The organism is Kitasatospora sp. CM 4170 (assembly GCF_032110285.1).
Lineage (GTDB): Bacteria > Actinomycetota > Actinomycetes > Streptomycetales > Streptomycetaceae > Kitasatospora > Kitasatospora aburaviensis.
In genome coordinates this window covers 6971904-6984008 of sequence record NZ_CP134877.1, presented here as the reverse complement: position 1 = coordinate 6984008, position 12105 = coordinate 6971904, and the positions used below count along the sequence as shown (strand labels likewise).

Genomic DNA, 12105 nt, shown 5'->3' with positions numbered 1-12105 from the left:
GTCAGACCAGGTACTGGCAGGTGTCGCGGCGCAGGAACGTGCCGTGTCCGGCCCGGCCGAGCCAGTTGCCGCGGTCGAGGACGACGGTGCCGCGGGAGAGCACCGTGCGGGCGCGGCCGGTGAGTCGCCGCCCCTCGTAGGCCGAGTAGTCGACGTTCATGTGGTGGGTGGCGGCGGAGACGGTCTGCACGGCGGCGGGGTCGTAGACGACCAGGTCGGCGTCGGCGCCGGGGGCGATGGTGCCCTTGCGCGGGTGGAGGCCGAACATCCGGGCCGGGGTGGTGCAGGCGATCTCGATCCAGCGGCGGCGGGTCAGGTGCCCGTCGACGACGGCCTGGTGGAGCAGGTCCATCCGGTTCTCCACGCCGGGCAGGCCGTTGGGGATCTTCGAGAAGTCGCCGCGGCCGAGCTCCTTCTGGCCGACGTAGCAGAACGGACAGTGGTCGGTGGAGACCACCTGGAGGTCGTTGGTGCGCAGGCCGCGCCAGAGCGCGGCCTGGTGCTCGCGGGGGCGCAGCGGGGTGCTGCAGACGTACTTGGCGCCCTCGAAGCCGTCGGCGCCCTCCTCGGCGAGGTTGTCGGTGGAGAGGAAGAGGTACTGGGGGCAGGTCTCGCCGAAGACGTTGAGGCCGGCGTCGCGGGCCTGGGTGATCTCGGCGAGCGCCGAGGCGGCGGAGACGTGGACGACGTAGAGCGGGCTGCCGGCGACCTGGGCGAGCTTGATCGCGCGGTGGGTCGCCTCGGCCTCCAGGAGTTCGCGCCGGACCTCGCCGTGGTAGCGGGGGGCGGTCTTCCCGGCGGCGAGCGCCTGTTCGACCAGCACGTCGATGGCGATGCCGTTCTCGGCGTGCATCATGGTCAGCCCGCCGTTGGCGGCGCCGCGCTGCATGGCGCGCAGGATGCGGCCGTCGTCGCTGTAGAACACGCCGGGGTAGGCCATGAAGAGCTTGAAGGAGGTGGACTCCCCGGAGTCGACGAGCGCGTCCATCTCCTTGAGCACGCCGTCGTTGACGTCGGAGACGATGGTGTGGAAGGCGTAGTCGACGGCGCAGTTGCCGTCGGCCTTGGCGTGCCAGGCGTCGAGGCCCTCGCGCAGCGAGCCGCCGACGGGCTGCACGGCGAAGTCCACGATCGTGGTGGTGCCGCCCCAGGCGGCGGCGCGGGTGCCGGTCTCGAAGGTGTCGGACGCGGCGGTGCCGCCGAAGGGCAGTTCCATGTGGGTGTGGGCGTCGACGCCGCCGGGGATCACGTAGTGGCCGGCGGCGTCGATGACGGTGTCGGCGGTCCAGGCCCGGGCGGCGTCGCTGCCGGTGGCGGCGAGGGCGGCGATGCGCTCGCCCTCGATCAGGACGTCGGCGTGGAGTTCGTCGGTGGCGGTGATCACGAGGCCGCCGCGGACGATGGTGCGGGTGGTGGTCATCGCGGTTCCCCTCACGCCTCGGTCAGGGGTCCGTAGGCCTCGGGCCGGCGGTCGCGGTAGAACGCCCACTGCTGGCGGACCTCCTCGATGAGGCCGAGGTCGAGGTCGCGGACGACCAGCTCCTCCTCCTTGTCGGAGGCGACGTCGCCGACGAACTGGCCGCGCGGGTCGACGAAGTAGGAGGTGCCGTAGAAGTCGTTGTCGCCGTACTCCTCGGTGCCGACCCGGTTGATGGCGGCGACGAAGTACTCGTTGGCGACCGCGGCGGCGGGCTGTTCGAGCTGCCAGAGGTAGGCGGAGAGGCCGCGGCTGGTGGCGGAGGGGTTGTAGACGATCTGGGCGCCGGCCAGGCCGAGGGCCCGCCAGCCCTCGGGGAAGTGCCGGTCGTAGCAGATGTAGACGCCGACCTTGCCGACGGCGGTGTCGAAGACCGGCCAGCCGAGGTTCCCGGGCTTGAAGTAGTACTTCTCCCAGAATCCCTTGACCTGGGGGATGTGGTGCTTGCGGTACTTGCCGAGGTAGCGGCCGTCGGCGTCGATCACGGCGGCGGTGTTGTAGTAGACGCCGGGCTGGTCCTCCTCGTAGACGGGGACGACGACGACCATGCCGAGCTCGCGGGCGAGGTCCTGCATCCGGCGGACGGTGGGCCCGTCGGGGACGGCCTCGGCCCAGCGGTAGTGCTCGGGTTCCTGGACCTGGCAGAAGTAGGGGGAGTTGAAGACCTCCTGGAACCCGATGATCTTCGCGCCCTGGGCGGCGGCCGCACGGGCGTGCCGCTCGTGGAGGGCGATCATCGTCTCCTGGTCCCCGGTCCACCGGGTCTGGACGAGGGCGGCGCGGACGATCTGCGACATGGGTACCTCCGCAACTCCGCGGCCCGGCCGGTGGGCGGGCCCGCGGTCTGAGGGTTGTCGGGGCGGATCTGTGCAGCCATGCACATCTACGTGCGTAGAACGTGGTCCGTAGACCGTAGGCCCGGCCTCGGTCGCCTGACAATACGTCGAACGCGGGGCGACTGGGGCGATCTTGTTGCGCGGACACGCTGGGGCGAGTAGGTGGGATGAAACGGTCATCTACCCCGGGAGCGTTCTCCTTACTCATTCGGATGAATCCGTGCACGAGGTACTGCGCAACGGGGTAGGACGCGCCACGACGTTGCTCCGGTCCGTCACCGGGGCGCACCCGAGAGTGATGCGCGAGTGCTCCGCCCGCCGCCCCTGCCGGCCCGGGAGGCACCCCGCGCGTGCGGTCGAGGGCGTCGTGGTCCCGGGGTGCACGGGGAGGTGGGCGTGGCGGCTGGATCGTGGATGCGCGAAGGGCGTCCGGTTCCGGCGTGGGCCGGGGTGGTGCTCGGGCTCGCGGTGCTCGTCCCCGCGGCGCTCGGGGCGCTGCTGTACGCACGGTGGGCCCCGGCGGTGCGGGACGTCGCCCTGCAGCTGGCCGGCACCCGCGCGGCCGCCGCGGCCGTGGTGGACGGTCGGGTGTCGCAGTACCGCGCCGCGCTGGCGGCGGACGGGTGGCTGATCGCCGGGTACACGCTCGCCCTGGTCGCGGCCGGGCTGCTCGGCCGGTACGTGCTCGGTCGGGCGCACTGGCGGCTCACCGCGCTCGCCGCCGGCGGCGCCGGGCTGCTGGCGGGCGCCTGCGACGTCGCGGAGGACGTGCTGCTCGCCACCGGGCTGGACGGGGTGGGCGGTACGGCCGGTCCGGGCCGGCCGGTCGGGCCGGGCGGCTCCGACGCGCCGTTCGCGGCCGCGGCGGCGCTCAGCACCGTGAAGTGGCTGCTGCTCCTGCCCGCCGGGGCGGCCGCCGCGGTGGTCGTCGCCGTCACCCTGCACCGCGCGGTGCGCGCCCTCCTGCGGCGCCCACCCCAACCGGACGGCACGACGGGCGGCGGGGTGGACGGCACGGCGGACGGCCTGACAGGCCACCCGGCGGACGACACGGCGTGCGGCGTGACGGACGGCGTGGCCGACGGCGTGACAGGCCACCCGGCGGGCGACACGCCGGACGGCGACGACGCCCGCCCCGCGCCCGACGCCGTATCCGGCGCGCCGGCGGACGGGCGCTCCCCCGGGCCGGCGCTGATCCCGCCCTGGCCGGTGGCCACCGCCCACGGCGGGCGCTGGCCGCCCGGCCGGCGGACGCACCGGCCGCTCGACCACCAGGCCCGCTGGCGCAACGGCGCCCTGGTGCCGCCCGGACGGGAGCACGCCGCGCTCGGCTTCTGCGCCTCCGGCGGCGGAATCCGCTCCGCCTGCGTCACCCTCGGCGCGCTCCAGGTCCTGCGGCCCTGGCTGATGCGGTCCCGCTACCTGGTCTCCGTCTCCGGCGGCGGGTACGCCGTCGGCGCGCTCCAACTGGCCCTCTGCGACTCGGCGCCGGGCAGCGCGGTGCACGCCGTCTCCGGGCTCACCGCGGCCGACGCGCTGGCGCCGGGCTCGCCGGAGGAGGACCACCTCCGCCGGCACGCCAAGTACCTGGCGGACGGCTCCGGGCAGTGGCTGGTCGCCCTCGGCACCCTGCTGCGCGGCCTGGTCGCCGCCCTGACGCTGCTGCTCGCCGCCATACTCGTCCTCGGCCTCGCGCTCAGCCGCTTCTACCACCTCGTCCCGCTGGCCGACCTCGACGCCCTGGCCGCCGTCGGCCTGCGCACCGGCGGGGCCGCCCGGCTCGGCCCGCCGTCCGTCCGGACGCCCACCGTGCTCGCCCTGGTGGGGCTGCTCACCGCCGCCGCGGTCTGCTGGCTGCTCTGGCTGCTGGCCTTCTCGCTGCTCGGCTGGAACACCCTGCTGCCGCGTGCGCTGCGCCGCCTGGGCCACGGGGCCCTGGCCCTGGCCGGGCTGGTCGCCACGGGAGTGCTGGTGGTGCCCGGGCTGGCCTGGGGCGCGGTCGCGCTGCAGCAGGCGCTCGCGGTGGGTGCGCGGCAGACCGGCGCCGGCCTGAGCATCACCGTGCTGCTCAGCTACCTCGCCCTGCTGCTCGGCATACTGTGGCACAGTCGGCGGGCCATCGAGCTCGGGACGGCGGCGCTCGGCGGGCTGGTGAGCGGCGCCCGGCGCGTCGGCGGCGGCCTCGGCGCCAAGGTCACCCAGTACCTGGTGGTCTGGGCCGCACTGGGGACGCTGGCGGTGGGCGCGCTGCTGGCGCTGGGCTGGGCGGTCGCCACCGGCCACGCCTGGCCGGTCGCGGTGCAGGTGCTGCTGCCGCTCGTGCTGGCGACGGTCGGCCTCAACCTCGACCAGACCTGGATGAGTCTGCACCCGTTCTACCGGCGCCGGCTCGCCTCGGCGTTCGCCGTCCGCCGCTCCACCGAGGACGGCGAGGTGCTGGCCCGGCCGTACCACTTCTTCCGCGAGCAGACCCGGCTCAGCCACTACGGCGCCCGCCACCCGGGCTTCCCGCAGGTGGTGTTCGCGGCCGCGGCCAACCTGTCCGGCAGCTCGCGCACGCCGCCCGGGCGCCGCGCGGTGTCGTTCACCTTCTCGCACGACTACGTCGGCGGGCCGGACGTCGGCTACGCCCGCACCGACCTGCTGGAGCGGCGCACCCGCCGGCACATCGCCCGGGACCTCACCGTCCAGTCCGCGATGGCGGTCTCCGGCGCCGCGTTCTCCTCGGCCATGGGGCGTCAGTCCCGCGCCTACCAAGGACTGTTCGCGGTCACAAACGCCAGGCTCGGCACCTGGCTGCCCAACCCGGCCGCGCTCGACCCGCTCTGGGCACCCGACCGGGACTGGCGGCACGCGCCGCAGCCCGGTGTCCGCCGGCTGCCCTACCAACTGCGCGAGCTGTGCGGGCGCTTCCCGATGGACGACCGGTTCCTGCTCACCACCGACGGCGGCCACTACGAGAACCTCGGGCTGGTCGAGCTGCTCCGGCACGGCGTCCGGACGGCGGTCTGCATCGACGCCAGCGGGGACGCCCCGCTCGCCGCCACCCTGGCGGCCGCCATCACGCTGGCCCGCGAGGAGTTGGGCATCACCATCACCCTGCACGAGCCGGAGCTGCTGATCCCCGGCAGCCTCGGCGAGCGGGGCGGGCCGGCCGGACCGCCGCTGCGCGGGCTGGCGGCGCGGCTCGCCGACCGGTTCTCCGCCCGGGCGGTGATCACCGGGACCATCCGCTACCCGGGCCCGCTCGACCTCCCGGAGGACGAGTACAGCGACGAGCACACCGATCCGGTGGGCGGGAGCCGCGGCGGGGCGGACGGACGCCACCTCGGCACGCTGGTCGTCGTCCAGGCCGTCCTGACCCCCGACATGCCCTACGAACTGCACGCCTACGCGGCGGCCAACCCGGCCTTCCCGAACGACAGCACCGGCGACCAGTGGTTCGACCACCGGCAGTTCGACGCCTACCAGACGCTCGGCCGCCATCTGGGCGAGCTGGCCGCCCCCGTCCTCAAGGCGGTCCTGACCGGCCCCGGACCGGCTGCGCCGACGGGACCCTCGTCGCCGCTCCCGGCACCGGCCGCGCCCGCACCACCGGTCCGCCCGTCCTCGGAGCCCACGTCCTCGGAGCCCACGTCCTCGGAGCCCACCTCGTCGCGTCCCACCTCGTCGGAGCCCACGTCACCGACGGCTGCGTGGCCGGTGACCGGGCCGTCCGCACCCGCACCGCCCGCGCCGCGACGCCCCGCGGAGGGGTGACGGGGCCGCGAGCGCGCTTGACTCCCGGCTGTCGCGTCGGGAAGGATCCCGCACATGGACTCCGGCACCACTCTGGTCTGCCGCCTGCACGTCGATCTGCGACGCCAGGCGAGTTCCATCTGTGCCCGCTGACCCTGCCCTTCCCCGCCGGTTCCGCCCTGTGACGTCCCCCAGGGCCCGCGCCGCGCACCCGCACTCCTGACGCGTCCGTCCGGCGCACCCCTGCACCACTTGTCTGCGCCGGACACTCCCGCAGCCGTGTCCGCCGCACCCGAACCGGCCGCGTTCCGTATCCGCTCGCCACGCCTTCCCCGAGGACACTCCCATGACCCCGGACCTCGTCACCGAGCTCTCCGCCACCGCACCCACCACGGCCCGAACAGCGCTGCCCGGCCGCGCAACGGCCGGACCCGCCGCGGCCCGGGCCCCGCTCACCCCGGCCGCCCCGCTCACCCCGGCCGCCCTGAGCAGGATCGTCCGCGAGTTGGCCGAGCGGCCGGACCGGTGGATCCACCACGTCCGGCTCTCCACCAAGGACCGCTGGTACCGGCGGTTGGCGGCCGACGAGGACCACGAGGTCTGGCTGATCAGCTGGCTGCCGGGCCAGTCCACCGGGTTCCACGACCACGGCGGCGCACGCGGCGCGTTCACCGTGGCGCTCGGCGAACTGGAGGAGCTCTCGCTCGGCGGCCCGGAGCGGGGCCTGCTGGTGCGCCGCCTCCCGGCCGGAACCGCCCGCGCGTTCGGCCCGGAGTACGTGCACGACGTCCGCAACACGGCCGCCGGCCCGGCCGTCACCCTGCACGCCTACTCACCGCCGCTGAGCTCCATGGCGCACTACGAACTGCGGGCCGGCGGCCTGGTCCGCACCTCCGAGGAAGGACCTGAGCAGTGGTGACCACGATCGAAGACCTGCTGGCACGCGCCCGCGCGGGCATCCGCCGGCCCGGACCCGCGCAGGCCCACCGGGCGCAGCAGTCCGGCGCCCTGCTGGTGGACATCCGGCCGGCGGCGCAGCGCGCCGCCGAGGGCGGGATCCCGGGCTCGCTGGTGATCGAGCGCAACGTGCTGGAGTGGCGCCTAGACCCGACGGGCAGTCACCGGATCCCGGAGGCGACGGGGTACGACCTGGAGGTGATCGTGGTCTGCTCGGAGGGCTACGCCTCCAGCCTGGCCGCCGCCTCGCTGCGCGAGCTGGGGCTGCACCGGGCGACCGACCTGGACGGCGGGTTCGTGGGCTGGGCCGCCGCCGGACTGCCGACCCGGCCGGGCACCTGACGCTCCGCAGGGCGGCCGGCGGCGCCTGACCCGACCCGGCCTCAGGTCCCGGCGGTCACCCGCGGTCACCATCGGCCGCCCAAGGCGCGCCCAGGCACGCACAGGCACGCACAGGGGACCCGTAAGGCACCCGTAAGGCATCCACCGGACGGTAAATCGGCGACAGGAGATGATCCAGGTCATAGGCTGATCAGAGTTTCCGCCGGTCCGATGCTGGGCAGCCACGCGGGCGGAAGAACGCCCGAACACGTCACCCGACGAAGAGGACCGCACCACGTACTGTCATTTGTCGACAAGACGCCACCAACCCACGACCGCAGTCGACTGACCGATCGACAGACTGACAGAACCGACACCATCGGCGCCGCCGGCACCCCGGGGGCGCCGAGACGAGGAAACTCCCCGTGATCAGATTCGACGGCGCCGGCAAGCGCCACCCCGACGGCACCATCGCCGTCGAGGGCCTGGACCTCGACGTGCCCACCGGGCGGATAACCGTGCTGGTCGGCCCGTCCGGCTGCGGCAAGACGACGCTGCTGCGCATGGTCAACCGGATGGTCGAACCGACCTCGGGCCGGGTGCTGCTGGACGGCACGGACGTCGCCGAGCTGGAGCCGGCCAAGCTGCGCCGCGGCATCGGGTACGTGATCCAGCAGGCCGGGCTCTTCCCACACCGGCGGGTGATCGACAACGTCGCCACCGTCCCGTACCTGCTCGGCTGGGACCGGAAGAAGGCCCGCGCCCGCGCCGCCGAGCTGCTGGAGCTGGTCGGACTGGCGCCGGAGACCGGCAAGCGCTACCCGTTCCAGCTCTCCGGCGGCCAGCAACAGCGGGTCGGCGTCGCACGGGCGCTGGCCGCCGACCCGCCGGTGCTGCTGATGGACGAGCCGTTCAGCGCCGTCGACCCGGTGGTCCGCGCCGGACTCCAGGAGGAGCTGCTGCGGCTGCAGTCCGAGCTGCACAAGACGGTCCTGTTCGTGACGCACGACATCGAGGAGGCCGTCCGGCTCGGCGACCAGGTCGTGGTGCTGCGCGAGCACGGCCGGATCGCCCAGCTCGCCGATCCGCACACGCTGCTCACCGCACCCGCCGACCACGGCGTGGCCGCCTTCCTCGGCCGTGACCGCGGCCTGCGCGGCCTCGGCCTGCGCCCGGCCCGCGACATCGCCGTCCGCCCGCTCTCGGCCGGACTGCGGTACGGCGGGTGGGAGCTGGTCCTGGACGACGAGCGCCGCCCGATCGGCTGGATCGACCGCGACGCCGCGACCGCGGCCCTGCACCCCGTGGCCGGCTTCCACCCCGAGAACGACACCCTGCGCACCGCGCTGGACGCCGCCGTCCTGTCGCCGGCCGCGGTCGCGGTCGCCCTGGACGGCGAGGGCCGGGCCACCGGCACGGCGAGCCGCGAGGCCGTCCTCACCGCGCTCGGCGCCGCGCCGGGCACCACCGCGCACGGAGCCGACGCGAAGGACGAGGCCGGCGCGAAGGACGGCGCCGCGAAGGACGAGGCCGCCGCGAAGGACGGAGCGGGCCGTGGACGATGAACCGATCGTCCGCTGGTACTGGATCGGCGACCACCTCGGCTACCTCGGCGGCCTGCTCGCCGACCACGCCGTGCTCGCCCTGCTCCCGGTCCTGATCGGCCTGCTGCTCGCCGTCCCGCTCGGCCTGGCCTGCGCCCGGTTCCCCCGGCTCTACCAGCCGCTCGCCACCGTCTTCAACGTCGTCTACGCGCTGCCGGCGGTGGCCGTCTTCGTGCTGCTCATCCCCTACACCGGGCTGGCCACCCAGGCCACCGTGATGATCCCGCTCACCTTCTACGCGCTCGCGGTGCTGCTGCCGACCACCGTGGACGGGCTGCGTGCCGTCCCCGAGCCGGTCCGGCAGGCGGCGACCGCCATGGGCTACGGGCCGTGGCACCGGCTCACCGCCGTCGAACTGCCCGCCGCCGTGCCCTACCTGGTGGCCGGGCTGCGGGTCGCGGCGGTCTCCAGCATCTCGCTCGCGAGCGTGGGCGCCCTCATCGGGCGCGGCGGCCTCGGCTACCTGTTCATGGACGGCTTCCAGCGCACCTTCACGACCCCGATCGTGGCCGGCATCGCACTGACGGCCGCGCTGGCGCTCGCGGTGGACCTGCTGCTGCTCGGTGCGCGGCGGCTGCTCGCGCCCTGGGCGGTCCGCGAGAAGGGGGCGGTCCGGTGAACTGGCTCTCCTGGCTGGGCGACTTCTTCTCCTCCCCCGACCGCCGCACCGGTCCGAACGCGATCACGCAGCGGATCGCCGAGCACCTGGTGTTCTCCGGCGAGGCGCTGCTCTACGCGGCGGTGCTGGCCGTCCCGCTCGGTCTGCTGATCGGCTACACCGGGCGCGGCACCGCCGTGGTCACCGCCCTGGCCGGCGCGACCCGCGCGCTGCCCACCCTCGGCCTGGTGACCTTCACCGTGCTGCTCGCCGGGGTCGGCGACACGGCCGTCCTGGTCCCGCTGGTCGCGCTGGCCGTGCCGCCGCTGCTGGTGGCCGCCGTCGAGGGGGTGCGCGGCACCGACCCCGACGTCCGGGACGCCGCGCGCGGGGTGGGGCTGACCCACCCCCAGGTGCTCCGGCAGGTCTGCCTGCCGTCGGCGCTGCCGACCCTGCTGGCCGGGTTCCGCACCGCGACCGTGCAGGTCATCGCGACGGCGACGGTCGCCGCGTACGTCGGGCTCGGCGGGCTGGGCCGGTACGTGATCGACGGGCTGGCCACCCGCGACTTCGCCCTGACCGCGGGCGGGGCGCTGCTGGTGGTGCTGCTCGCGGTCGGCGCCCAGCTCTTCTTCACCGTGCTCGCCCGGTTCGCGCTCCCGCCCGGACTGCGCGCCCAGCGCCGGGCCCGCTGACTCCGCCCCCGGCAGCCCGATCACGACGCCGACGTCCGCTCACGCTGCCCACTTCGTCCACGCCCTGGAAAGGACATCTGTCACCATGTCGACTCCTGCCCCCCTCCGACCGGCCCTCGGCCGCCGGGCCGTCGTCCTCGGCACCCTGGCCGCACTCGCGCTCGGCGCCACCGCCTGCTCCTCCTCCGGTTCCGACCCGCTCGGTGCCGGCTCCTCGTCCGCGCCGGCCGCCGGCTCGGGAGGCACGGCCGGTTCGGGCTCCTCCGGTTCGACCGTGGTGGTCGGCTCGGCCAACTTCCCCGAGAACGTGCTGCTCGGCTCGATCTACTCGCAGGCGCTCAAGGCCAAGGGCGTCAAGGTCGAGGAGAAGTTCAACATCGGCAGCCGCGAGGTGCTCTACGGCCAGCTGCAGAGCGGCAGCCTGACCGTGCTTCCCGAGTACAACGGCGCGCTGCTCGCCTACCTCGGCGGCAAGGCCTCGGCCCCCACCAAGGACGAGGTCGATGCGGCGCTGGCGAAGACCCTGCCGGCCTCGCTGGCGATCCTGGACTCCTCGCCCGCCGAGGACAAGGACACCCTGAGCGTCAGCCAGGAGACGGCCGACAAGTACGGCCTGAAGACCATCGCCGACCTGGCGGGGAAGGCCGGCGAGCTCACCATCGGCGGCCCGCCGGAGTTCAAGTCCCGGCAGGAGCAGCCCTTCAAGGACGTCTACGGGCTGACGTTCAAGGAGTGGAAGCCGACCGGCGACACCACCGCCAACGCGGTCAAGGACGGTGCCGTCCAGGTCGGCAACGTCTTCTCCACCGACCCGAAGATCTCCCAGCTGAAGCTGGTGCCGCTGGCCGACCCGAAGAACCTCTTCGGCGCGCAGAACATCACCCCGCTGGTGAACAAGGCGGGGGTCGACGCCAAGGCGACGGCCGCGCTCAACGCGGTGTCGGCCAAGCTCGACACGGCGGGCCTGCTCGGGCTGATGAAGAAGGTCGCCGTCGACAAGGAGGATCCGTCGGCGGTGGCGAAGGAGTGGCTGAAGGCCAACGGCCTGGTCTGACCGGCGGTGGCCCGGGGACGCCCCCGGGCCACCGCCCGCACCTCCGGGGCGCCCCCCGTCTCGGGGGCGGCGCACGCCCACCGGGGCGCGGCGGAAGCCCATCGGGCCCAGCGGGAGCCCCACCGGCGCGCGGCACGAGCCCGTCCGGGGATCTTCCCTTGAGCGGCGCGAACATGACAGTGTGGCGGAATGCGCACTCGTCTCCTCGCCGCCACCCTCACGGCGTTCGCCGCGGTGAGCCTCGCTGCCTGCTCCAGCTCCGGCTCCGGCACCTCCGCGGCCGGCACCGGCGGCTCCCCCACCGCTTCTGCCACCGCTTCCCCCACCGCTTCCGCCGCCGCCACGGCCGCCGGCACCACCGCGACCCCGGCCCCGGGCGCATCCACCCCGGCCGCGTCCACCCCGGCCGCGCCCGCCCCGGGCACCCCCGCCGCCGGTGCCTCCGACGGGCCGGCCGCGGGCTCCGCCTCGCCCGGCGCCCCCGACGCCCCGGGCACCCCGGCCCCGCCCAAGCCCGCGCCGCCCGCCGATGCCGGGCTGCCCACCAAGCCGGGCAGCGACGTCACCGCCAAACTGGTCGAGGCGCTCAACGCGATCGACCCGGCGATCGTCGGCGGCAAGCCCGATCAGGCCGTCGACCGGGCGCGCAACCAGTGCCAGGCGATGTACCAGTTCCCCAAGGACAGGTCCAAGCTCGTCGAGCTGGCCGATCAGCGCTTCACCGACGCCGCCCACCCGCAGGGCTTCGGCCCCGAGAAGGCCGAGAAGATCATCGACGCCCTGCGCGCCACCCTCTGCCCGCCGGCCTGAGCCGATCGGCCGCGA

Annotated in this window: 11 protein-coding genes; 9 read left to right on the top strand and 2 right to left on the bottom strand. The window is 74.6% G+C overall.

Annotation, left to right across the window (positions count from 1 at the left end):
• Nucleotide 1 precedes the first annotated feature (1 nt).
• Both hydA and RMN57_RS29450 read right to left on the bottom strand, forming a co-directional pair.
• Complete coding sequence (gene hydA / locus RMN57_RS29455) at nt 2-1420, bottom strand: dihydropyrimidinase (protein ID WP_313766314.1); 1419 nt, start codon at nt 1418-1420, stop codon at nt 2-4.
• 11 nt (nt 1421-1431) lie between these two features.
• Nucleotides 1432-2274 carry a nitrilase-related carbon-nitrogen hydrolase gene (locus tag RMN57_RS29450; protein WP_313766313.1) on the bottom strand — a complete coding sequence of 281 codons (843 nt, stop codon included), beginning with the start codon at nt 2272-2274 and terminating at the stop codon, nt 1432-1434.
• Between the two features lie 453 nt (nt 2275-2727).
• Between RMN57_RS29450 and RMN57_RS29445 the strand changes: the two genes are divergently transcribed.
• The 9 genes from RMN57_RS29445 (at nt 2728) to RMN57_RS29410 (ending at nt 12090) form a co-directional block, all read left to right on the top strand.
• Complete coding sequence (locus tag RMN57_RS29445; RefSeq protein ID WP_313766312.1) at nt 2728-6072, top strand: hypothetical protein; 3345 nt, start codon at nt 2728-2730, stop codon at nt 6070-6072.
• Nucleotides 6073-6126: 54 nt separating this feature from the next.
• On the top strand, nt 6127-6204 hold the full coding sequence (locus tag RMN57_RS37130; protein WP_374209156.1) for a putative leader peptide: 78 nt from the start codon (nt 6127-6129) through the stop codon (nt 6202-6204).
• Between the two features lie 193 nt (nt 6205-6397).
• Complete coding sequence (locus RMN57_RS29440) at nt 6398-6970, top strand: cysteine dioxygenase family protein (RefSeq protein ID WP_313766311.1); 573 nt, start codon at nt 6398-6400, stop codon at nt 6968-6970.
• Nucleotides 6971-6975: 5 nt separating this feature from the next.
• Entirely contained in the window at nt 6976-7350 is a 375-nt protein-coding gene (locus RMN57_RS29435) for a rhodanese-like domain-containing protein (protein WP_380233531.1), read from the top strand.
• A 404-nt stretch (nt 7351-7754) separates the two neighbouring features.
• The gene (locus tag RMN57_RS29430; RefSeq protein ID WP_313766309.1) at nt 7755-8894 is read left to right on the top strand and encodes an ATP-binding cassette domain-containing protein; all 1140 of its coding nucleotides are present in this window, start codon (nt 7755-7757) and stop codon (nt 8892-8894) included.
• Nucleotides 8884-9552 (top strand): ABC transporter permease subunit, encoded by a 669-nt coding sequence (locus tag RMN57_RS29425; RefSeq protein WP_313766308.1) that lies wholly within the window; start codon nt 8884-8886, stop codon nt 9550-9552. The genes RMN57_RS29430 and RMN57_RS29425 overlap by 11 nt, the downstream gene beginning before the upstream one ends.
• Nucleotides 9549-10226: an ABC transporter permease gene (locus tag RMN57_RS29420; protein ID WP_313766307.1), complete on the top strand. Its 678-nt coding sequence runs from the start codon at nt 9549-9551 to the stop codon at nt 10224-10226. The genes RMN57_RS29425 and RMN57_RS29420 overlap by 4 nt, the downstream gene beginning before the upstream one ends.
• Before the next feature lie 85 nt (nt 10227-10311).
• Nucleotides 10312-11280 carry an ABC transporter substrate-binding protein gene (locus tag RMN57_RS29415; protein ID WP_313766306.1) on the top strand — a complete coding sequence of 323 codons (969 nt, stop codon included), beginning with the start codon at nt 10312-10314 and terminating at the stop codon, nt 11278-11280.
• 189 nt (nt 11281-11469) lie between these two features.
• A complete protein-coding gene (locus RMN57_RS29410; RefSeq protein WP_313766305.1) occupies nt 11470-12090 on the top strand; it encodes a hypothetical protein in 621 nt (206 codons plus the stop codon).
• The last annotated feature ends 15 nt before the right edge of the window (nt 12091-12105 follow it).

Coding starts and splice junctions, on each gene's coding strand:
- hydA (WP_313766314.1), bottom strand. CDS start 1,420: ATGACCACCACCCGCACCATCGTCCGCGGCGGCCTCGTGATCACCGCC.
- RMN57_RS29445 (WP_313766312.1), top strand. CDS start 2,728: ATGCGCGAAGGGCGTCCGGTTCCGGCGTGGGCCGGGGTGGTGCTCGGG.
- RMN57_RS29440 (WP_313766311.1), top strand. CDS start 6,398: ATGACCCCGGACCTCGTCACCGAGCTCTCCGCCACCGCACCCACCACG.
- RMN57_RS37130 (WP_374209156.1), top strand. CDS start 6,127: ATGGACTCCGGCACCACTCTGGTCTGCCGCCTGCACGTCGATCTGCGA.
- RMN57_RS29450 (WP_313766313.1), bottom strand. CDS start 2,274: ATGTCGCAGATCGTCCGCGCCGCCCTCGTCCAGACCCGGTGGACCGGG.
- RMN57_RS29415 (WP_313766306.1), top strand. CDS start 10,312: ATGTCGACTCCTGCCCCCCTCCGACCGGCCCTCGGCCGCCGGGCCGTC.
- RMN57_RS29410 (WP_313766305.1), top strand. CDS start 11,470: ATGCGCACTCGTCTCCTCGCCGCCACCCTCACGGCGTTCGCCGCGGTG.